Source organism: Paraburkholderia caledonica, assembly GCF_000383275.1.
Taxonomy (GTDB): Bacteria; Pseudomonadota; Gammaproteobacteria; order Burkholderiales; family Burkholderiaceae; genus Paraburkholderia; species Paraburkholderia caledonica.
The window spans coordinates 43,418-64,445 of sequence record NZ_KB911039.1 but is presented as its reverse complement, the minus strand read 5'-3'; the positions used below and the strand labels follow the sequence as shown (position 1 = coordinate 64,445).

Annotated in this window: 18 protein-coding genes; 9 read left to right on the top strand and 9 right to left on the bottom strand. The window is 63.2% G+C overall.

Features of this window, described 5'->3' with window-relative positions; translation table 11 throughout:
- Positions 1–56: 56 nt before the first annotated feature.
- Together H281_RS0118340 and H281_RS0118335 are read left to right on the top strand one after the other, a co-directional pair.
- Positions 57–314, top strand: a complete 258-nt coding sequence (locus H281_RS0118340) for a hypothetical protein (RefSeq protein ID WP_020068608.1) — start codon at positions 57–59, stop codon at positions 312–314.
- Between the two features lie 178 nt (positions 315–492).
- Positions 493–1,092: a LysE family translocator gene (locus H281_RS0118335; RefSeq protein ID WP_020068607.1), complete on the top strand. Its 600-nt coding sequence runs from the start codon at positions 493–495 to the stop codon at positions 1,090–1,092.
- A 21-nt stretch (positions 1,093–1,113) separates the two neighbouring features.
- Here the strand turns inward: H281_RS0118335 and H281_RS0118330 are convergent, their stop codons facing one another.
- From H281_RS0118330 to H281_RS0118295, 7 genes are all read right to left on the bottom strand, one after another.
- Entirely contained in the window at positions 1,114–2,337 is a 1,224-nt protein-coding gene (locus tag H281_RS0118330; RefSeq protein WP_020068606.1) for a winged helix-turn-helix domain-containing protein, read from the bottom strand.
- A gap of 359 nt (positions 2,338–2,696) precedes the next feature.
- Entirely contained in the window at positions 2,697–2,972 is a 276-nt protein-coding gene (locus H281_RS0118325; RefSeq protein ID WP_020068605.1) for a hypothetical protein, read from the bottom strand.
- A 228-nt stretch (positions 2,973–3,200) separates the two neighbouring features.
- Complete coding sequence (locus H281_RS0118320; protein ID WP_020068604.1) at positions 3,201–4,916, bottom strand: FAD-dependent oxidoreductase; 1,716 nt, start codon at positions 4,914–4,916, stop codon at positions 3,201–3,203.
- Between the two features lie 87 nt (positions 4,917–5,003).
- Positions 5,004–5,996, bottom strand: coding sequence for a DedA family protein/thiosulfate sulfurtransferase GlpE (locus H281_RS0118315; RefSeq protein WP_020068603.1), 993 nt, complete (start codon positions 5,994–5,996; stop codon positions 5,004–5,006).
- A 334-nt stretch (positions 5,997–6,330) separates the two neighbouring features.
- Complete coding sequence (locus H281_RS0118305; RefSeq protein WP_027804733.1) at positions 6,331–6,582, bottom strand: hypothetical protein; 252 nt, start codon at positions 6,580–6,582, stop codon at positions 6,331–6,333.
- A 390-nt stretch (positions 6,583–6,972) separates the two neighbouring features.
- Positions 6,973–7,575 carry a DinB family protein gene (locus H281_RS0118300; RefSeq protein WP_020068600.1) on the bottom strand — a complete coding sequence of 201 codons (603 nt, stop codon included), beginning with the start codon at positions 7,573–7,575 and terminating at the stop codon, positions 6,973–6,975.
- Positions 7,576–7,842: 267 nt separating this feature from the next.
- A complete protein-coding gene (locus H281_RS0118295; protein WP_020068599.1) occupies positions 7,843–9,549 on the bottom strand; it encodes a methyl-accepting chemotaxis protein in 1,707 nt (568 codons plus the stop codon).
- Positions 9,550–9,840: 291 nt separating this feature from the next.
- Between H281_RS0118295 and H281_RS0118290 the strand changes: the two genes are divergently transcribed.
- Positions 9,841–13,359, top strand: a complete 3,519-nt coding sequence (locus H281_RS0118290; protein ID WP_027804732.1) for a response regulator — start codon at positions 9,841–9,843, stop codon at positions 13,357–13,359.
- A 48-nt stretch (positions 13,360–13,407) separates the two neighbouring features.
- Here H281_RS0118290 and H281_RS0118285 read toward each other — a convergent pair whose 3' ends face one another.
- Positions 13,408–13,809 carry a RidA family protein gene (locus tag H281_RS0118285; protein ID WP_027804731.1) on the bottom strand — a complete coding sequence of 134 codons (402 nt, stop codon included), beginning with the start codon at positions 13,807–13,809 and terminating at the stop codon, positions 13,408–13,410.
- Between the two features lie 102 nt (positions 13,810–13,911).
- Positions 13,912–15,312: a GntP family permease gene (locus H281_RS0118280; protein ID WP_020068596.1), complete on the bottom strand. Its 1,401-nt coding sequence runs from the start codon at positions 15,310–15,312 to the stop codon at positions 13,912–13,914.
- Positions 15,313–15,636: 324 nt separating this feature from the next.
- Between H281_RS0118280 and H281_RS0118275 the strand changes: the two genes are divergently transcribed.
- The 6 genes from H281_RS0118275 to fae all read left to right on the top strand — a co-directional run bounded on the left by H281_RS0118275 (position 15,637) and on the right by fae (position 21,026).
- Positions 15,637–17,118, top strand: a complete 1,482-nt coding sequence (locus H281_RS0118275; RefSeq protein WP_020068595.1) for a sigma-54 interaction domain-containing protein — start codon at positions 15,637–15,639, stop codon at positions 17,116–17,118.
- A gap of 87 nt (positions 17,119–17,205) precedes the next feature.
- Positions 17,206–17,466 (top strand): hypothetical protein, encoded by a 261-nt coding sequence (locus H281_RS37330; protein ID WP_020068594.1) that lies wholly within the window; start codon positions 17,206–17,208, stop codon positions 17,464–17,466.
- A 543-nt stretch (positions 17,467–18,009) separates the two neighbouring features.
- Positions 18,010–18,213 carry a hypothetical protein gene (locus tag H281_RS0118265; RefSeq protein ID WP_020068593.1) on the top strand — a complete coding sequence of 68 codons (204 nt, stop codon included), beginning with the start codon at positions 18,010–18,012 and terminating at the stop codon, positions 18,211–18,213.
- Between the two features lie 78 nt (positions 18,214–18,291).
- Positions 18,292–19,491, top strand: a complete 1,200-nt coding sequence (locus H281_RS0118260; RefSeq protein ID WP_020068592.1) for a serine hydrolase domain-containing protein — start codon at positions 18,292–18,294, stop codon at positions 19,489–19,491.
- A gap of 127 nt (positions 19,492–19,618) precedes the next feature.
- Complete coding sequence (locus tag H281_RS0118255; RefSeq protein ID WP_020068591.1) at positions 19,619–19,909, top strand: H-NS histone family protein; 291 nt, start codon at positions 19,619–19,621, stop codon at positions 19,907–19,909.
- Positions 19,910–20,501: 592 nt separating this feature from the next.
- Positions 20,502–21,026, top strand: a complete 525-nt coding sequence (gene fae / locus H281_RS0118250; protein WP_020068590.1) for a formaldehyde-activating enzyme — start codon at positions 20,502–20,504, stop codon at positions 21,024–21,026.
- The last annotated feature ends 2 nt before the right edge of the window (positions 21,027–21,028 follow it).

The following is a 21,028-nucleotide window of genomic DNA, read 5'->3' as shown; positions in this document are numbered from 1 at the left end:
TATAACAACGTGAAAGGATCGCTCGTTTACCGCTTCATACGGGGAGACGCTTCATCATGACGCAAGACGTAACGCCTACGCCGCCCACCGGCGACCGGCCCAATCTGGAAAACCTCGACGCAGCGCTCAGTCACGTGGATCAGCAGGTATCGTCCGGCAGCATTGCGTCAGGTGCTGCAAAGGGGATTCTGTACAGCCTGATCGAAACGCTCGGCACGTTCGTCGGCGATCCTGACTTGCCCGAACACGCGCGTTCGGGATATGAAGGGCTGCTGGAAGCTGCGCGGGAACTGCGCGCGAAGCTGGAACACTGAACGTTGGTTGGGCCTTGACGCTTGCCATCAGCAATTGGCGTTTAGCGTTTTGCGCCTGACTTTACGGCTAACCCTTAACGACAGCGATCCCTCCTCGCGCCTCGTCGCCAAGTCAAGTGCTGGCCGAGTCGCCGTCTGTGATAAAAAGGCGCACTGTTCTCAACATTGCGCCTTTTCCATGTTCTCTGCGTCCGCTACCGCGTTGTTGGCCGTCGGCATTATCGTCGTGCTGATTACGCCGGGTCCGACTAATACATTGCTTGCGTCGGCAGGTTTGCGCCAAGGCCTGCAGCGGTCGCTACCGCTTATCGCCGCTGAACTCGCCGGCTACCTGGTTTCTATTTCCGTCTGGGGACGGTTCCTGGCGCAAGCCGCGCATGCGCTGCCATGGCTGCCCGCGTTGCTGCGCGTGGCGGCGGGTTTGTACATCGCGTGGCTGGCCATCGATATGTGGCGCGCGGCAGTCGCGCTACCCGACTCGACGCCGCGCGCGAGCGGCATGCGCACGCTGTTCATTGCGACGCTGCTCAATCCCAAAGCCTTGCTGTTCGCGGGCACTATTTTTCCCGCCGCCGCTTTCGCGCATTGGCCCGCTTATCTCTCGGCCATGCTGATCTTCGTGTGCCTGCTCGTGCCGATTGCGCTCGCATGGATCGCTTTCGGCGCGGCGCTGGGCAGCGGCAAGCTGCGTTGGCTCGATCCGGCGAAAATCCAGCGCGGCGCGTCGATCCTGCTCGGCGTCTTTTCGCTCTCGCTTGCATGGTCGGCGCTGCATTGACTGCACAGGACGGCGGCGCGCTTACTCTTCGACGCACTCATCAACGCTCAATGCGTCCTCCCATTCCGGCGACGCCCATGTGATTTGCAATTGCGGCGTGCCGTGCCAATCCGCGCACCGTTGCAACGCGCGCCGCAGGTCGCCAGCGAGCCGGGCGCTCGGACGCACGCCCGCTTCCATATGCACGGACTTCAGTTCGAAAATGCCTTGCGCGCGGTGCGCCTTCGCATCGACGCGGCCTACCAGCCGCCCGCGGCTCAGTAGCGGCAGCACGAAGTAACCGTATTTGCGCTTCGCCGCCGGCGTATAACACTCGATTGCATAGTCGAAGTCGAACAGCGCGGCGGCGCGTTTGCGGTCCCACACCACAGGATCGAACGGCGAAAGTACGGTCGTCACCGTCGAGGCGAGTTTGCCGCTCGCGGCGTCGTCGAGCATGGGCGCGAGGTCGCGGTGCACGAACGTGTCCTGCTTCCAGCCGACCACTTGCACGGGAATCAATTCGCCGCGCTCCGCGAGCGCATGAAGCTCGTCGCGATACGGGCGGCGCGGCAGACGGTAATAATCCGCCACCCAGTCGGCCCGCGCGACGCCGAGCGCCCGGCAAGTGCGGCGCAGCAGTTCATCGGTGACGACATGCGACGGTGGCAGATCGCGTGCGTCGTTCCAGTCCGGCAAGACGCGTTCGGTGACGTCGTAGACGCGCTGAAAATTGCGCCGCTCTGCCACCATGAGTTGACCGATGGCGAAGAGCACTTCCAGATGGCGCTTCTCCGGCTTCCAGTCCCACCAACCGTTGCCCTTGCCCGACTCGCGAGCGAAATCCGCCGAGCGCACCGGTCCCGTGGCGCGAATGTGCGCCAGTAGTTTCTCAATGTCTTCGCGATGCTTGTTGTGCCAGTCGGCCGCGTACTTCCAGCCCATGCCGCTCGGGTCCAGCATGCGATGACGCAGCAGGCCGTAGTCTTCGATCGGCACGAAGCACGCTTCATGCGACCAGTACTCGAACAGCTTGCCTTCGGCGAGATGTTCGTCGAGCCATTGCTGCGCATACGCGCCGAGCCGGCTGAAGAGCACGAGATATGGGCTGCGCGCGACAACGTGAATCGTGTCGATCTGCAATTGCGCCATGCGGCGGATCGCGTCGAGCACGTCGGCTTTCACGGCCTTGCGGCGCGGCGGTGTCAGCAGACCTTGTGCGGCCAGATGCAGCGTGCGGGCGGCGGAAAGCGGAAGAGTCTTCACGCGGAGATTGTTCAGTGAGTGACTGCGATGAGAAGGCGCGAGCCTGACCTGAATCAGCAGACGCTACTGTAGCGTGAATGCAAAGCGGAGGTTGATGCCAGCGCGCTGCGCATCAAAGGTGGTGCAACGACGAAGCGGCAGATGAGTCGTGGACTGGCCGAGACTGAGCCCGAAGTGGCCGCCAACCAAGCGGCAGGTGGTCGAGGCGGACGCTGGCGATGGCAAGCGAGTCGCAGGAGAAACGTCAAATGGGCCACCTGAAACTGCCTATGTCGGTGCACGAACGGCCGCGCCCGGATGCGCCGCGTCGTCAGCACCACAAACAGCGCAGCCAGGGCTCCGCGGCACGCGCTCAAAGCCTACCAGCCGCGCCCGTGATGCTTGTCCCAGCCGCGATGACGGCCATGATCGTGATGCCAGCGGTGGCCCCGGTAATAGTCGTCGCGGTAGCCGTAACCGTAGACGGGCTGAGGCGCATAGACGACCGGCGGCGGGGCGTACATGACTGGCGGCGCGGCGTAGATTGGGCCCGGCGTGTTGACGAACACGCCCACGTCGACGCGAGCAGAAGCGGCAGTCGATGCGCAGGCGGCGGCAAGTCCGAAGGCGGCGAAGAAGATCGCGCGTTTGTTCATGCTTCTCTCCTGTGTCCCAGCAAGACGATTGCTGTTTCCAACGATCGGCCATTCACTGTCGAATGGCTGACATGGATCTTACGAGACAGAAAGAAAAGCAGGTGCAACGAGTTGAAGGCGTGTGTAACAGAGCATTACCCGGCAGCCTGGCCGGCAGCTTTTGCTTTGGACCGCCCGTGTACGTGCGGCGGTCCTCGCCGAAAGTGAAGCTCAAACTCAAACTCAAGCTCAAGCCACGGATGCGACTGCTTCGTCCGCTGAAACCGCCAGTATCTGGTGAATCTGCGCGACCACCGCCGCGCCTTCGCCGACCGCCGCCGCCACGCGCTTAGTCGAGCCCGCGCGCGCGTCGCCGATCGCGTACACGCCCTTCACGGTCGTTGCGAGATCGCATGCCGACACGCCGTCCGCGCTGGTGCCCGTCAGCACAAAGCCCTTTTCGTCGAGTTCGACGCCGCATGTGCGCAGCCAGTCGGTGTTCGGGTCCGCCCCGGTGAACAGGAACAGATGCCGCGTGTCGATGTGGTCGGTGCCATCGGGCAAGGGCTTTTTCAGAGCGACCGACGCAAGCCCGCTTTCGTCCGCGACAAGGCGGCCGATCTCCGAATTCGGATGCACGACGACGTTCGGCAGCGAGCGGATGCGGTCGATCAGATAGCGCGACATGGTGGCTTCGAAGCCGCTGCGCCGGATCAGCACGTGGACCTTCGCTGCATGCGTCGCCAGATAGACGATCGCCTGGCCGGCCGAATTGCCGCCGCCGACCAGCACGACTTCCTGGCGCTTGCACAGCTTCGCCTCGACAGGCGACGCCCAGTAGTAGACGCCGCGTCCGTCGAAACGGTCGAGCCCTTCGAGCGCGGGGCGCCGGTACACCGCACCGCTCGCGATCACGATCGTGCGCGCGCTGATATGACCGCCGCACTTCAGTTCGAGCCGGTACGGCGCCTCCCCGCAATGCAGCGCTTTTACGTGGACGGGAATCGCCACGTGCGCGCCGAATTTCTGCGCCTGCACGAACGCGCGTCCGGCCAACGCTTGACCCGAAATGCCGGTCGGAAAGCCGAGGTAGTTTTCGATTCGCGAGCTTGCACCGGCCTGGCCACCCGGCGCGCGGCTATCGAGCACGATGACCGAGAGTCCTTCGGACGCCGCATACACTGCAGTGGCGAGTCCGGCCGGTCCTGCGCCCACGATTGCGACGTCATAGACCAGCGAGGCGTCCAGATCTGGCAGCAGGCCGAGCGAGGTCGCCAGTTCCGGCATGCTCGGATGACGCAGCACCGAGCCGTCCGGACAGATGACGAGCGGCATGTCTTCCTGCTGCGCGCCGAATTGCTCGACGAGACGCAACGCGTCCTCGTCGCATTCGTCGATCGTGGAATGCGGATGACCGTTGCGCGACAGAAAGCCTTGCAACATCACGAGGCGCGCGTCGGTGCTGCTGCCGATCAGGATCGGGCCGCCCGCGCCTTTTTCGATCAACGACACGCGCCGCAGAATCAGCGCGCGCATGATGCGCTCGCCCAATTCGGCTTCGGCCACGAGCAGTGCGCGCAGCTTCTCCGGCGGAATGAGCAACGCTCGCACCGCGCTGAGCGCCATACCGTTGACGAGCGCGTGGCGTCCCGACAATTGGCCGACCTCGGCAAGGAAATGCCCCGGCCCGTGTTCGCCGATCACCACTTCACGGCCGATGCCGTCGCGTTGATAGACCTTCACGCGCCCTTCGAGCAGCACGAACATGCCTGGACCGGTGTGGCCGGTCTCGAACAGCAGTTCGCCGGCTTCCCAGTGGCTCGGTTCACCAAACCGGCGCACGCGATCGATCTCCGCTTCGGTGAGCGCGGGGAACATCTGATGCATGCGCGTGGACAGATTCGAAAACGGGGCGTCGGCGACTACCGCTTCCGATTGTGTTTCGGGTTCTGAAACGGAAAGCATTGAACCGCTCCTTCAGTGTTCATTGATTGACTGAACGAAGGCGCAACGGCGCGCACGCAAAAGCGCGCAAGCGGAAGCGCCGCGGCGTCAAACCGCTTTCGGCGCGATGTGCTCGACTGCGGCCTCGGGCGGCGGCATGCCGGGCAAGGCCTCGACGGGCCTGCCGGAGTCGCGCCAGGCTTCCATGCCGCCGCGCAACGGCAGCACGTCGTCGAAGCCTGCTTCGTTCAACTGCTTGGCCATCCATGCGGCCGAAATTTCATTGGGACACGAACAATAAATCACGAGCTTCTGGTCGCGCGGATACGTGGCGACGATCTGATCGAGCTGCCGCTCGTCGGCGAATTGCGAGCCCGGAATCACGAACGGATCGAGCTTGCGCTTCTCGTGCGAACGGATGTCGAACAGCACCGGCGTCTTGCCCGCCTCGACCAGCGTGGCGAGTTCGTCGACTTCAATGCGAGCCGACGCCAGCTTGTTGATCAACTGACGACGCCGAATCCAGCGATACGCCGCATACAACAGCAACAGCGCAATAGCGACGACGCCCGCGGTGCGGCCGAGGCGCCCGGCGGCAGCGAACACCATGTCGATCTGATGCGCGAACAACGCGCCGACGATAAGCCCCGTGCCCGACCACAACGCGGCACCGATGCTGTCGTAGGTGAGGAACGTGCGGTAACGGGTGCCCATTGCGCCCGCCATTGGAATAGACACGATCGACAGGCCAGGAACGAACTTGGCGACGGCCAGCACGCGCACGCCCCAGCGCCCGAAAAATCGCTCGGTTTTCTTCACGCACGTGTCACGCGACAGCGACAGGCGGCAGATGGTTTTCAGCGTGTTGCCGCCATACAGACGGCCGGCCAGATACCACGCGCTGTCGCCGATCAGCGTTGCAAAGATGGACAGCACGAGTACCGGCAGCAGTTGCGTGCCGACGGAGCCGGGATGCATGGCGGCCATTGCGCCAAACAACACGAGCGACGGCATAGCCGGTACCGGCAGGCCGATAGAGGCCGCCAGCACGTTGGCAAAAATGAGCGCCGGTCCGTATTGCTCGACGAGATCATGTAGCATCGACTTACATCCGCGGCCTTTTCAGGCACGGTGCGCAGTAGGGAAGCAAAGGAGAATGGAGCGATTATGGACCATTTTCAAGGCGTGCAAAGCCCTTGAAAAACCCCGGTTATTCGGGGTTGGAAGCGTTACCGCCGCGCCTTCGGTCCGCGCGCTGCGCGCGCTGTGAATGTCAACCAGCGCGAGCCGAACAAAATGAAAGACGATTGAATCTCGCGCAGCCTGAACAGAGGTGGCGCGCGAAGATGCCGGTAATGGTGCGCGGCGCCTGCAGTGCCGCGCTTTCTACTGCGCACGCGGCGATCACGCTGATGCGCTGCGCCGCGCGATTACGTTATTGACGATGATTGTGCTGCTCGCCCGGCAACTCGGCGCCGTGCGCGCGGATTGCCGCGATCAGCTCGGCCGGCGTGATTTCATAGCGTACTTCCCGATGTATGCCGGGCTTGCGCTCATCGACCTCGATCAGAAGGATGCCTTTGCCGTCTTCTGTCGACTCGAGGCGCAGCGAACGCAGTTCGCGCCCGGTTGCGTCGTCGTATTCGGTGAGCAGGGCCATTGACCCGGAGGACCCGGTAGTGCGCATCGAAGTTGTCCTTAATCCGTTGTTGATCGAACCATTGTACGGGCAGCATGACGCGCCGTCTGTCGCGCAATGTTCACGCTTTGGCGATTGACCGTTGCGTGCGCCTGCTTGCCCGAACGCCGCCGTGCACCTAAGCCCGCGGGCCGCGAGCCCGGTGCGTGCAGTGGCGTTCACCTGTGGCAATGAGTTTAACGCGACTCGTTGCGACGACGGGCGCATTTTTCGTGCCCCGTGGCGGTGCAGTTCTTCTCCTGCAATGTCATGCTGCTGACGCGCAGTGTGGTTATGCGTCGCGGGAGGTCAGCGAACAGGCGATCGGCAAAAACGCCCGAAGCAATGCTCGGTAGGTCGCGCTCGCCGGACCATAGGCAACGTCCGGCCGTCGCTCCACTACAACGGTCGGTTGTGAGATTCGCGCACGCGTTCCAGGTCCAGCATCTCGGAGGCGCGCAACGGCGCATCGCCGTCGAGAAAGAACTCGTCCAGTTGTGGCGGCGCCGCGTCGGAGCCGCTCAACATCGCATGAACCTGCCCGCGATGATGGATCTGATGCACGAAGAGATGAGGCAGCACCTTGCCGATGCTCTCCCGTTGAACGCCGACAGACGGACCGCGGTCGATCTCCACCTCACGGTTCAAGTCGCTGCCCGTCAGCGACTCGCAAAAGGCCAGCAGGTCGCTATCGCTTCGCGCCTGGGCGTCCCACAGTTGAGTGGCGCGTGGAAAGGGCAATTCGTCGTCGAAAATCGTGAGGCCCTGGCCGCCGCCGACAAGCGCGTCGTAGTAGTAACGGTCCACGAGCAAAACGTGATTCAACGTGAGTTGCAACGAAGGAAAGAAGCTCACCCTGCGCGCGGCGAATGCTTCGTCGGTCAAGCTCAGGCACGCGCGGTAAAGGCGCAGGTTCGACCATGCGTTGTTGCGCGCCATGGCAGTCAGATGCAAAGACAACGGATCGCGTGAAGCGGCGCCTCGCGAGTTGGACTCGATCATCTGTGTCTCCGTCAGTAGCAAGCGGCATGATTCTGCGCGCAGGAAGGCGCGCATCGACGTGCGCGCTCCATCAGCATAGATCGCGCGAAAAAAACGGCCCGTCTGTTTGGGACGGGCCGCTCAACGCCGTTGTTACTCGGGTCAGTCTGTCCATACATCCATTGGGCAGCGACGCTTGCACGGTACGGCGTCAATATCCCGCTGTCGAGGTAGGAGTAATGCCGATCTATCGGATCAATGCGGCCTCAATGCAACGTCGATGCGTCATCAATGAACAACCGGGACCGCCTCGTCATGCTCCGCGGGATGAGCATCGTGCTGTCCATGCGCAAGCGTGGCTGCTGATGCTAGCTCGTGCGCCGCATTGGCTGGCGCGCGCTGACGCGTGCGAGCAACAACGCGCGACGCAGGCGCCGTGTCCGCAACCGTGAACAGACGGACGGCCTCGCTTAGCACGTCCGCCTGCGCGGCGAGACGCTGCGCCGTGGACGCCGCCTGTTCGACGAGCGCGGCGTTTTGCTGGGTCGCGCCATCGAGATGCGAAACAGCCTGGTTCACCTGGCGAATGCCCTCGGCCTGTTCGCTGCTCGCGTTCGCTACTTCGACAATGATCGACGACACCCGCTCGACCGCTTCGTCGATTGCACGCATTTGAGAGGTGGTGCGCGCCACCAAGTCGGTGCCCGCCGCGACTTCCGCCGCGCTTGCCTCGACCACGGATTTGATCTCCTTCGACGACGCCGCGCAACGTTGCGCAAGCATCCGCACCTCGCCCGCGACCACGGCGAACGAGCGGCCTGCTTCGCCCGCGCGCGCCGCTTCGACGGCGGCGTTCAGCGCCAGAATGTTGGTCTGGAAAGCGATGCCGTCAATCACTCCGGTAATGTCGGCAATGCGCCGCGATGCGGCCGTAATGCCCGCCATGGTCTGCTCGACCTGGCCGGCGATCTTGCCGCCTTCGGCCGCCGCGGCCTGCGCGTCTTTCGCGAGGTCGAGCGCGCGCACGCTGGCGTCCGCGTTCGCTTGCACGGTGGTGGTCAGCTCTTCCATCGTGGCGGCGGTTTCTTCAAGCGACGCGGCCTGCAGTTCCGTACGGCGAGCGAGGTCCACGTTGCCGCTTGAAATCTCCCGCGCGTTATCGAGCATGCCGTTGATCTGCTCGCGCACGTCATAGACGATCGCGGCCAGGTTGGCCTTCAACTGATTCAATGCTTGCAGCACATCGCCCAGGTCGTCGTGACGCGCGATCTCCAGATCGACAGTCAGATCTCCTGCGGCGAGCCGGGTCGCGAATCCGCTCATGTCGCGCACCGGCGCAGCCACATGCCGCGCGAGCAGACGCCATGAAACCAGACTGACGGCACTGGCCACGCCGAACGCGATCCAGAACGGCGTTGGCGGCGCGCCTTGCCACGCCGCGAGGCCGGCCGCCGCGAGCGCGAGCGGCGTGAGCGCATAGCCGAAAGCGGCGCGCGTCGCCACGGGCAGGCGTGTCAGTGCTTGCAGCCGACCAGGCAAACCCGTGCGCACGATCATGCCGCGACGCAGCTTTATCCCGCGCGCCTCGCCTGCCCGCATGCGGGAGTACAACGCTTCGGCAGCGCGCACAGCGTCACGCGCCGGCTTCACGCGCACGCTGAGATAGCCCACCACGGCACCTTTCTTGACCACCGGCGTGACGTTCGCATGAACCCAATAGTGGTCGCCGTTCTTGCGGCGGTTCTTGACGAGCGCAGTCCACGGACGTCCGTCGCGAATCGTTGCCCACATGTCCGCGAACGCTTCGCGCGGCATGTCCGGATGGCGGATCAGATTGTGCGGCTGGCCGACGAGCTCTTCATGGGTATAGCCGGAAACGGCGATAAAAGCCGGATTGCAATATTCGATGCGGCCGGTCAGGTCGGTCGCGGAAACAAGCATTTGCGACGACGGGAATTCGTACTCTTGCCCGGTGACAGGCTGGTTATTGCGCATGACTTTCCTTGCTGATGCTCACCCCGCACAGTGCGCGGTCTTACAGTGTTGCAAGGAATAACGGCATGAAGTGCGGGTGCCTTGAGGGTTTCCCACTAATCCACTCAGGTTCAAGCCCGTGGCGCCGTTAACGCAGGGTTCGGGAACGCCTTGGCGGCAGACCGCGTTAAAAGTGCCGGATGCATCGCGCGACACCGTCAAAGCGACTACACTGCGCCGATACAGGCCAGCAGACGCAGTCCGCTAAAGACCGCAGTGGTCTGCCTGCGCGAACCGCACGCACGTGATCTGATGCAGAAAATCCTTGATCGAAGTCAAGAGTCGCTCGAATACGCGTTCGCATCGCTCGCGAAGACTGCGAAGCGCCAGCAACGGGTCTATCTCGCGACAATCGGCTCATTGATGCTGATGGTGGCTGTTTTTGCGCTGGTCATCGCGGTCGTGGCTGCGTTCAAGCAGCTGGAATATCGCCGCACGTTCACGTCGCAGAATGCAACCGATCTGTCGTTGCTGCTGCATCGAGAAGAGTCCTTCCTGCGGCGCGCCGAATTTACCCTCGACTACTACTACGGCGCAACGGACGTGCGGCGCGCGCCCGAGGCGGTCGAGCAATCCATCGCACAGACGGGCGCGGCGCGCGGCACGGTGGACAGAGTCGACGCGGAGTTCGACGTCGTCATTGGGCAGTCCACTCGCGCCGCCTGGGGCGCCCGACTCGGCGACAAACTGGGGCGGCTTTATGAGTCGGCGCAATCCACGCTTGTCACGCAACAGGCGTTCGAACTCGAACAGCGGGCGACGCTGATCGGCGTCGATGAAGACTACGCCGTGATTCTTCCTTCGCTGGCGGGCTCTGCCGCCGGGCCGAACAGCGGGGCGGCGCGCTTCGCCACGTCTGCTCAGCAAGCGGCGCTCGCAGGTGTGCTGAGGGAGACGATCGAGCGCGAGCTCAAGTCGCAAACCGGCAAGCGCGTGCCCGGCAAGGGTGAGCGCCTGTGGGTCGGACCGTATCGAGATCCTCTGCAAAACACGCCGGTGATCTCGGCGGTAAGCGCGTATTACGAGGGCGACAAACCTGTCACGCTCATCAGCGCGAGCATTCCGCTCAATGTGCTCGCCGCGCGCATTGCGCCGCCCGGCAGCGCGGGCGCCACATTGCTGATGGCGCCCGATCGCCGCATTCTGGTGTCTTCCGCTGCGCTCGACGCGCAAACCGGCGCGATGCTGCAACGCGCAGTGGCCGCGACTCCGCCCCACGTTTTTCACTATGAGCGCGAAGGCGCGATCTTCTACGAGCCGCTCATGCCGGGCTTCGGCTCGCTCGTCGGCTATGTGCCCTGGGGCGGGTTGGCCGCGGCGCTGGGCTGGCAACTGGCAGTAATCGGTAGCCTCGCGTTTCTGGTCATGTTGGCCATTGCGCTGACCGCGCGTTTGTTCGGTCTGCGGCTTTTGCGCAGTGCGTTTGCCGAGACTTCGCGCGCGCTGGAAAGCGACACCCTCAACCACATTCTGGTAAGCGCGACGCCGATTGGACTGTGCATCGTGCGGCGAAGCGACTATTCGATATTGACGGCAAACGCGCTCGCCGCCGAACTGCTGCAAATCGAGCCCGGCACAAGCCGGTTGCCGCCGCATATCGCTGCCGGGTTTCTCCCTCGGGCACCCGAGCAGACCTCGGCCGCCGCGTTTGCACGGATCGCCGCTTTTGTCGCGCCGGCGCAGCCGCCATCTCAGCCTGCGACGCTAGTGCCCGCGAATGCCCAGGCAACTGCGGCGCCGGAAGCCGGCGCCGCACCCGCGCAATTCCTGCAAATCACCTACGCACCCGCCCGCTATGCCGGCGAGCACGTGTTGTTCTGCGCGATTCTCGATGTGACCGCGCAGCACGCGCTCGAACAACAGTTGCGGGACGCGCAGCAAGCGTCTGACGCGATGATGCGCGCACGCACCAACTTCTTTGCCGCAATGAGCCACGAAATTCGCACGCCTCTGAATGCGCTGCTCGGCAATCTCGAACTCTTCGCGCGCACGCCGGGGCTTGAAGCGCACGCGCAGCGGCTCGCCGCCCTGAATGTGGCGGGTGATGCGCTGCGCCGCGTCGTCAACGATATTCTCGACTTCTCCAAGATCGATGCCGGCGAAATGCTTCTGGTGCGCGAACCGTTTCCTCTACTCGAGGCATTCGAGAGCATTGCGCTTTCCTATGCGGCGATGGCCGGCGATCGCCCTGTCCGTTTCTTTTCACTGCTTTCGCCGGCGCTCGACCGAACGGTTGTCGGCGACAGAATGCGGATCGCGCAGGTCATCAACAATCTGTTGAGCAACGCATTCAAGTTCACGTCGAGCGGCAAGATCATGCTGCAAGCCGACCTTATCGACGATGCGCAAGGCCGTCCGATCCTCAATTGCCGCGTGTCGGATTCCGGGCCGGGCATGACTCAGGAACTGGTCACGCGGCTTTTCAAGCCGTTCGTGCAAGGCGAGGCTGGTGCGTCGCGCGGCGCGGAAAGTACCGGTCTCGGACTCGTGATCTGTGCGCGCCTCTGCCAGTTGATGGGCGGCACGATTTCGGCCGAGAGCGTGGTGAGCGTCGGCAGCGTATTCAACGTGTCGATTCCGCTCGCTGCCCCGCCGGATGAGAAGCCGGCGAGGCCGGCGCCCGTGGTGGAAAAGCGCGGAATGCTGCTCGCGCTGTGTCAGGATTCGCAGGTCGCCGAACTGTTCCGCCGATGGCTCGAGCACTTCGGCTGGAGCGCGCACGTGGTACCCGCACTCGCGGCCGCGCGCGCGTGGTTGCAAGTGAACCGCCCGACGGCGCTGATTGTTTCGGGCGCGTACGACCTCGACGTCATCGCCTCGTTGCGGGCGTTGCAGCCGGTGCCTGCCGTCTGGGTAACTCGAGCCGGTCCGCAACGACCGCAAATGCGCGCGGAAGGCGTACTCGAAGTGACGGAGTTCAGCGGAACGGCAGTCCGGACTGCGATCGAGCTGGCCGTCGAGGGCAAGCCGGTTGCCGCGCCGTGCGAGGTGCCGGCGGCACCGCGAATGGATTCGGCGGCGGCGCCTGTGCTGACGACGCATCCCGCGCTGCAAGGCCTCACCATTCTCGTTGCGGAAGACAATCCGCTGATTCAAACCTTGATCGCGGAACAGCTTGCCACGCTCGGATGCGCGCCGACCATCGCCGGTGACGGCAGAATGGCGCTCGGCTTTTTCGAACGGACGCATTTCGACGTCGTACTGACCGACATCCACATGCCGGCCATGGACGGCTTCGAGTTCCTCGCCGCACTGCGCAAGCTGGACGCCGACGTGCCCGTGCTTGCCTTCAGCGCGGTGGCCGAAAATCAGGAAGCGCAAAGCTGGCATGAGCGTGGTTTCAGCGGTTACGTCTCGAAGCCTGCTTCGTTGGGCGAACTTCAGGCTGCACTGCTCGCTGTGGCGCCTGCCGTGCCGGAAAAGGCCGCACCGGGTGCCGCTCCTGCGTCCGTCGCCGCAACGGGCGCCAGACTCGCCGCAGACGAGAAAGCGCGTTACACCGCCATGCTCAAGGAGCACTTGAAAAACGATTTGCCGCGGCTACTCGCCATTGTCGATGAAGAAGACCGGCAGGCGTTGGCCGGCTGGGCGCATAGCGCGAGCGGCGCGTTCGTGATCGTGCAGGAGCCGAGGTTCGTTGAAGAGTGTAGGCAACTACAACGGCTGTGCAACGACAGCGAAAGCTGGACGACCGAAATGGACGAGCGCGCCGTGTCGTTGCACGAGGCGCTGTGCGATCACTACGGCATGGACGAGCCGTCGACGCATTGACTGCATTGACCCCGCATCGACCGCATTGACCACGCGCACCGTTGCCGCTCAGCCCGGCCGTCGTGCGATGAAGTCGATTTCCACCAGTGCGTCGCGCGCCAGCGCGGTCACGCCGATGCAAGTGCGCGACGGCAGCGCGTCGGCGGGAAAGTACACGCGGTAGATTTCGTTCATCGCGGCGTAATCGCGCTTGAACTCCGTCAGGAAAATGCGTGCGGCGACCACGTGTTGCAGGCCGAGATCGAGACCCTTGAGAACCAGCACGAGGTTGTCCATCACGCGACGGGTCTGCGCGACTACGCCTTCGGGAAGCGGTGCGGCGTCGTCGGTGGGGGAGGTCGGCATCTGACCCGTGAGGAAAACCCAGCCGTCGGCTTCAGTGGCGTGGGAAAACGGGCCGACCGGCGTAGGAGCGCCGGGAATCATCCAGAAAGCGGGGGTTGAGCTCATTGGGAATGCCGGTCATGGCTTCGAATGTCGGGCTGACAAGATAACCGATCAAAACTCACGATGCCGGCGAGGCGGCCGGCATCGTCCCCTGCAAGCCCGCGCTTAAACGAGCCCGGTCGTGTAATAAACGGCGATCACGAAGAAAACAGCCAGCGTCTTGATGACCGTCACCGCGAAGATGTCGCGATAGGACTGACGGTGCGTCAATCCGGTCACCGCCAGCAGCGTGATGACCGCGCCGTTATGCGGCAGCGTGTCCATGCCGCCGCTGGCCATTGCGACCACGCGGTGCAGCACTTCCATCGGAATATGCGCGGCCTCTGCGCCCTTGATGAACACATCCGACATGGCCGCAAGCGCGATGCTCATGCCGCCGGACGCAGAACCCGTAATGCCCGCCAGCGAGCTGACCGACACGGCTGCGTTGACGAGCGGGTTCGGAATGCTTTTCAGCGCGTCGCTCACCACGAGGAAACCCGGCAACGCGGCGATGACACCGCCGAAGCCATATTCGGAAGCGGTATTCAGCGACGCCAGCAGCGCGCCCGCCACTGCCGCCTTGGTGCCGACTGCAAAGCGCTCGCGCACCCGGCCGAACGCTGTCAGCACGACCATGACGATGCCGAGCAAGAGCGCGCCTTCGACAGCCCAGATCGCCACGACTGTCTTGATCGTCGTGGTAAGCGGCGCGTGGACGCCCGGCAGGATGTCCGGCGCGACGGTATATGAAACGCCGTACGCCGTGGGAATCCAGCGAGTCAGCACGAAGTTCGCGACGCCGACCAGCACCAGCGGCGCGACCGCGAGCAACGGATGCGGCAGCTGCTTCGACTCGACGCGTTCCGGTTCGTTGACGAGTTCCGTGCCATAGCCTTCGCCGGTTGCCATCGCGGCGCGGCGGCGCCACTCGAGATAGCTGAGGCCGACCACGATAATGAACAGCGAGCCGATCACGCCGAGCGCGGGCGCGGCCCACGAGGTCGTTTTGAAGAACGTCGTCGGAATGATGTTCTGGATTTGCGGCGTGCCGGGCAGCGAGTCCATCGTGAACGAGAACGCGCCCAGTGCAATGGCGCCAGGCATCAGGCGCTTTGGAATATTGCTCTGGCGATACAACTCAGCGGCGAACGGATAGACCGCGAACACCACCACGAACAGCGATACGCCGCCATAGGTAAGCAGCGCGCACACAGCGACGATCACGGCGTTCGCGCGTGAGCGGCCAATGTAGCGAATCGCGGCGGCCACGATCGACTCGGAGAAACCGGATAGTTCGATGACCTTGCCGAACACGGCGCCCAGCAGGAATACGGGGAAGTAGAGCTTGACGAAGCCGACCATCTTCTCCATGAAGATGCCGGTGAAAACCGGTGCAACGGCGGCCGGATCGACCAGAAGGACGGCGCCGAGAGCGGCGATCGGTGCGAAGAGAATGACGCTGTAGCCGCGATAGGCGGCGAACATCAGAAACGCCAGCGCGGCAAGGACGATGACAAAGGACATTGAGTCTCCAGAAGCTTGGTTTGTTCTACGTGAACGCCGTCTTGGCTAGACACGACACGGCGCCCGCGAATGCAGGTTCCATGCCATGCGCCCGGTAACGGCTCGCGCGCCGATGCGCGGGGCCGTAGCGGACAAAACCATGAGACGTGTTGCCGCAGATTGTACCTAAACGTCTCCAAACGGGGACGTGAATCGCTCCGTCTAGACTTGCGTCATGGCGGGACCGTTGTTGTACAGGCTTGTCGGCGATCTCTTCGATGAGATAAGCTTGTCCACGAATGGAGACAAGCGACTAATAGAACGATAGCCGGAGACAGCGACAACATGATGAACGACTGGGCGGGGCTTCCCGCCACCTATAGCGACGTCCTGCGCCGCGCGATGGATTCGCTATTCCGCACTTTCGAGAATTTCAGCGAAGGCACGTTCATTGTCGACGCCGAGGCGCGCGTCGTCTGGATCAACAAGCGTTATGCGGCGCGGTTCGGCTTTGCGGATCCCGAGCAGGCCATTGGCCGGGATTGCGAAGCAGTGATTCCAAACAGCCTGATGCGCGAAGTCGTGAAGACGGGCAAGCCGATTCTGCTCGACATTCTGGAAACGGATCGCGAGCCGCTCGTCGTCACGCGTCTGCCGCTGAAAGACGACGCAGGCGAAACCGTGGGCGCCGTCGGTTTCGCGCTGTTTGACGAACTGAAGGCGCTTACACCGCTCTTTTCGCACTATTCGCGCGTGCAGGAAGAGTTAATCGCGACGCGCCAGTCGCTTGCGCAGGCGCGCCGGGCTAAGTACACCTTCGGCAGCTTTGTCGGCACGAGCGCGGCCAGCCTGGAGGTCAAGCGCCAGGCGCGCCGTGCGGCGCAACTCGAATCGCCGGTTCTTCTGCTGGGGGAGACCGGCACCGGCAAGGAGCTGCTCGCGCATGCAATCCACGGCGGCTCGGCGCGCGCGAACCAGCCACTCGTGACGGTGAACGTGGCGGCGATTCCGGATACGTTGCTCGAAGTCGAGTTCTTCGGCGCGGCGCCCGGCGCGTACACCGGCGCGGATCGCAAGGGCCGCGTCGGCAAGTTCGAACTGGCGAACGGCGGCACGCTTTTCCTCGACGAAATCGGCGATATGCCGCTGCCGTTGCAGGGCAAGCTGCTGCGAGTTTTGCAGGACAAGGAGTTCGAGCCGCTCGGTTCGAACCGGATCGTGCGCGCCGACGTGCGGATCATCGCGGCGACCTCTGCCGATTTGCCCGCGCTCGTGGCGGCGGGACGTTTCCGCGCGGACTTGTTCTATCGGCTGAACGTATTGACGATCCACGCACCGCCTTTGCGCGAACGCGCTTCTGACATTGAAGCGCTCGCCTACGCAATGCTCGAAGACCTGTCGACGCAGGCGCGCGGCGGCAGTCACTACGAACTGCAGGACGATGCATTGCGCTTGCTGTGCGCCTACGCATGGCCGGGCAATGTGCGCGAACTGCGCAATACGCTTGAGCGGGCCGTGATGTTGTCCGACAGCGAGCGGATCGATGCGCGTGCGCTTGCGCCGTTCGTCGGTTCGGGGCAGGGCGGCGCACTCAGCGCGAGCGCGGTACAAGGCGCGCCGCACGCCCAGCCGCCGGCTGTGGCCGAAGCGGGGAATCCGGAGATCGAGCCGCCGTCGTGGAACGACGCAATGGCGGCGTTCGAGAAGCGCTTTCTCAGCGATGCACTGCGCGCCAACGGCGGGCGCGTGATCGACACCGCCGCGCAGATCGGCATGGGGCGGGCAACGCTTTACAAAAAGATTGCGGCGCACGGCATCGAGATTTGACAAAGCCGGCCTTCACCGGGGCACGCAGCGCAATTGGCGCGTGGCACAATCGTGTGATCCAAAAACAAGACGTGATCGGGGTTTCACATGAACCGCAGCTTCTCTTTCTTCGCGCGCCGTGCCTCTGTGTTGGCAGTCGTTGTTGCGAGCACGGTACTGGGCGGTTGCAGCAGCAGCGCGCCGCTGTTTTTGCCTGACGGCCGTGTCACCACACTCGTTGAATGTCCAGCTGGCTCCGACTCCTGCTCGCAGCAGGCCGCCGCAGGCTGCGGCGGCGCGTTCGACGCGGTTCGCCAGTCCACGAACAATGGCACGCTCAGCCTGATCTACGCCTGCCGCGCAAAGTAATAGCGCTGCGGCCGCGCCCTTGCGGGTGAGGACCGAAGGCAGTGTTCGACTGCCTTTGGTCCAATAGTCTTGCCGGGACTGTGCCGCCCAATTTGTACGCCGGCCCCGCATAACTCGCTATTCAAAATGCTTACGGCCTTCAGCGGCGAACTATTGCGCCGAGGGCGCGCTTTCAGAAGTGCACGAACGTCATAAATATATGCGTCTAATGCGTGGGAGACAAAACCGTGTCTATGCCACTCGCATATTAATCAGCGACGTTGGTTTTTATTCCTAATGGATCGACATCCATAAAAAGTCACGGTATTTTTTCGCACTGAAGCGAAGTCGGTGCGGCAGGTAACGGAACATGAAATCCCGCGGCAGTATTCTGTTTTCACAGGTTCGCCAGCGCATGCGACCAGCAGCTTTTGCCGAATAAATAGACCACGCGGCAAAAGCGAGGAAGAAGTTGCCGACTAACGGAAGTAGACGTTAGGAACGGCACAGTTGTGCTTTTTCATTGCGTTTCGAATTAAGTCAACGAGTATTCCGGGGAAAAGAATGAATCATCACCAACTCGAAAAAGACATCCAACATCTCGAACACGTCATTTCGCACATTTCCGCCGAAGACCGCATACCGCTGTCGTATTGGCGTAACCGCATCGATTCGGTTTCCGGCTCGGTTCGCATGCCGACACAGGCCAGTCGCATCAAACGTCTTAATGCCGCACTCGCGGCGTTGGAAGAGCGCCAGAAGGCCTGACCAGCACTGCGCGCTGCAAACTCGCTGCCATCTCGTTATCGTCTTTAGACGACGCTTAAGCCAGGACACACTATCGACATGCAAGCAGCTGGATTTTCGTCAGCTCGGCTGACAGCCCTGACGCGCACCTTGCAGGGTTACGTGGACCGGGGCGATGTCGCCGGTGCGGTGGCGCTCGTCTGGCGCCGCGGCGAAACCGGCTACTTCGAGGCGCTCGGTCTGCGCGACGAAGCCGCGCAGTTGCCGATGGAGCGCGACACGCTGTTTCGCATCGCGTCGATGACCAAGCCGGTGACGAGCGCCGCCATTCTCATGCTGATCGAAGAAGATCGGCTCGCGCTCGACGCGCCCATCGCGCAGTGGTTGCCCGAACTGTCGTCGCCGCGCGTGTTGCGCGATCCCGGCGGTCCGCTCGATGCGACCGATCCTGTGCGCACGCCGCTTACCGTGCTGGATCTGTTGACGCATCGCGCGGGCTTCGCCTACCACTTCACCGCGACCGGCCCGCTGGCACAGGCGTACGCGACGGCTTTCAACGGCGTCGATGGGCACGGCGACGTGAACGCGTGGCTCGAGCGCATCGCCCAATTGCCGCTGATGTTTCAGCCGGGCTCGCGCTGGCATTACGGCATCGCCACCGACGTGCTCGGCGCGCTGATCGCGAGAGTGAGCGGCATGCCGCTGGGGGAGTTTTTCCGCACGCGCATTTTCGAGCCGCTGGGCATGCGCGACACCGCGTTCTGGGTGCCCGAGCCGCAGCTCGCCCGTCTGGCTACCGCATATGGCGTCGATCCGGAAACGCGGCGGCGCGTGGTCGAGGATCATGCGTCTGCGAGCCGCTGGGCCAATCCGGCGCGTTTTCAGAGCGGCGGCGGCGGGCTCGTCTCCACCGCTCAGGACTATCTGCAGTTCGCGCAGTTGCTTTTGCGGCGTGGACGTGTCGACGATGTGCGCTTGCTGTCGCATCGCTCGGTCGATCTGATGCGCTCGAATTTTCTGACTCGCGATCAACGCCGCCTCCCGGCGTTCGGTCATGTGATGTGGGCGGGCCAGGGCTTCGGCCTCGGTTTGTCGATCGTCGACGATCCGGCGCAGCAACTTCCGCAAGGCTATCGCTCAACCGGCTCCTTCGGTTGGCCGGGCGCTTTCGGCACGAGCTGGTTCGCCGATCCGGTCGAGGACATGATCGGCATCATGCTGATCCAGCGCCGTTCGATCGAGCCGTTTCCCATGGCAGTCGACTTCGAGCGCCGCGTGTACGATGCAATTGACGATTGAGTGCGCATGCTTCGGCGATGACCGGCCGCACTTTTAGCGCCGGACAATGAAGGGCTCTCTATCCGGCGTTTTATTTGTCTGATAGCGTCCGCACTTCGGTTCGCCACAATCAATGGGAGCATTCGCGATGGCCTCATACAAACAGTTGACCGCTCAGCTCGAAAAGCTTCATAAGGAAGTTGCGGCGGCTCGTGACAAGGAAGTCGCGCAAGCGATCGCCGACATCAAACAGAAGATCGCCGAGTACGACCTGACCGCCGAAGAGCTCGGTTTCGCGAATACACGCACCGTTGCGCGAAAAGCCGCTTCGGTCGCCAAGTATCGCAACCCGAAAACCGGCGAGACCTGGAGCGGCCGCGGGCGCTCGCCTGCGTGGCTCGCGGGCAAGAATCGCGAGCGTTTTCTTATCGAAGCGTAGGGTGCGGTTAGCAGGCTTCGTGTCGTCCGCATTGCTGAAGTGATGCTGCGCCCGGTTTTTTCTGCACCGCTGCCAGGCCCCGAAAACGCTCACCTTTAGGTCGAAACCTGGAGTCCGCACACTCGACCGGCGCCTCCGGTCCACATACTTCGGTGAGCCTGGCTTCTTCACCGGGCGCACCCAATCCGAGGTGAGTGCGAAGTAGGGACCGCGCCTCACCGACATGTCCGAAACCCGCGCCAGCCTTTGCTGGCGGGCGTTCCCAGGCTGTACGAAGAATCGTTCGCAAAGATAAAAACGCGGCTCTGCGTTCGCTTCGTCGATGCCGACGCGCAAGCAACGCCGCGTCGTTGGTGCAAGAACCTCTTCGCGCGTGCTCACCTTTCGCCGTCGTGCACGGCGCGACGTCGCCAGTCCCGAAAACCCTCACCTATGCGTGCGTTCCGCTTTGCGCGAACACGCCGCTTTCTCTATGCGGTCCGGACAAACCCGGAGTTGAGTTCGCCTCATACCCCGGATCAAAACTCATCGATACATGGTCGCGGATGCCGAACGCCACAATCGGTCATCCACTCAACTTGACGGAAAGACCATGAGCGTATCGACGGACAAACAGCTTTTTATCGGCGAAGGATTCGAAGGACCGGGCGTCAACCTCGCGCATATCAACGTGCTGGTCGGCCCGCGTAACGGCCCGGCGGGCCAGGCGTTCGCCACCGCGTTGGCGACGCCTTCCACGGGTCACGCACCGTTCGTCGTGATCGCGCGTCCGGGCGTGCCGACCAAGCCTTTGACGCTCTACGTGAACAAGGCGCAGATCGGCAGCGACTTCCATGGCAACGCAACCTGGGGCGCGTCGCAAGCCGGTATCGCGAAGGCGGTGGCCGAGTCGTTGGAGAACGGCACGCTGCCTCCGGAAGCGGAGAACGATTGGGTTGTCGTGTCCGCAAACTGGGTCAATCCATCGACCGACGATCTCGACGCCGTCTTCGACAACAACTACCGCGCGTGCAGAAACGCGATCCTTGCCGCGATGAAAGGCTTGCCGCATCGCGACGAAGTGTTCGCCGCCGCGCGCGACGTCTCCAACCCGTTCTACACCCCCAAACAACGCTGATC

Bases quoted from the DNA above. Each gene is read 5' to 3' on its own strand.
- H281_RS0118340 (WP_020068608.1), top strand. From the start codon at position 57: ATGACGCAAGACGTAACGCCTACGCCGCCCACCGGCGACCGGCCCAAT.
- H281_RS0118335 (WP_020068607.1), top strand. From the start codon at position 493: ATGTTCTCTGCGTCCGCTACCGCGTTGTTGGCCGTCGGCATTATCGTC.
- H281_RS0118325 (WP_020068605.1), bottom strand. From the start codon at position 2,972: ATGAACAAACGCGCGATCTTCTTCGCCGCCTTCGGACTTGCCGCCGCC.
- H281_RS0118320 (WP_020068604.1), bottom strand. From the start codon at position 4,916: ATGCTTTCCGTTTCAGAACCCGAAACACAATCGGAAGCGGTAGTCGCC.
- H281_RS0118315 (WP_020068603.1), bottom strand. From the start codon at position 5,996: ATGCTACATGATCTCGTCGAGCAATACGGACCGGCGCTCATTTTTGCC.
- H281_RS0118305 (WP_027804733.1), bottom strand. From the start codon at position 6,582: ATGCGCACTACCGGGTCCTCCGGGTCAATGGCCCTGCTCACCGAATAC.
- H281_RS0118300 (WP_020068600.1), bottom strand. From the start codon at position 7,575: ATGATCGAGTCCAACTCGCGAGGCGCCGCTTCACGCGATCCGTTGTCT.
- H281_RS0118295 (WP_020068599.1), bottom strand. From the start codon at position 9,549: ATGCGCAATAACCAGCCTGTCACCGGGCAAGAGTACGAATTCCCGTCG.
- H281_RS0118290 (WP_027804732.1), top strand. From the start codon at position 9,841: ATGCAGAAAATCCTTGATCGAAGTCAAGAGTCGCTCGAATACGCGTTC.
- H281_RS0118285 (WP_027804731.1), bottom strand. From the start codon at position 13,809: ATGAGCTCAACCCCCGCTTTCTGGATGATTCCCGGCGCTCCTACGCCG.
- H281_RS0118280 (WP_020068596.1), bottom strand. From the start codon at position 15,312: ATGTCCTTTGTCATCGTCCTTGCCGCGCTGGCGTTTCTGATGTTCGCC.
- H281_RS0118275 (WP_020068595.1), top strand. From the start codon at position 15,637: ATGATGAACGACTGGGCGGGGCTTCCCGCCACCTATAGCGACGTCCTG.
- H281_RS37330 (WP_020068594.1), top strand. From the start codon at position 17,206: ATGAACCGCAGCTTCTCTTTCTTCGCGCGCCGTGCCTCTGTGTTGGCA.
- H281_RS0118265 (WP_020068593.1), top strand. From the start codon at position 18,010: ATGAATCATCACCAACTCGAAAAAGACATCCAACATCTCGAACACGTC.
- H281_RS0118260 (WP_020068592.1), top strand. From the start codon at position 18,292: ATGCAAGCAGCTGGATTTTCGTCAGCTCGGCTGACAGCCCTGACGCGC.
- H281_RS0118255 (WP_020068591.1), top strand. From the start codon at position 19,619: ATGGCCTCATACAAACAGTTGACCGCTCAGCTCGAAAAGCTTCATAAG.
- fae (WP_020068590.1), top strand. From the start codon at position 20,502: ATGAGCGTATCGACGGACAAACAGCTTTTTATCGGCGAAGGATTCGAA.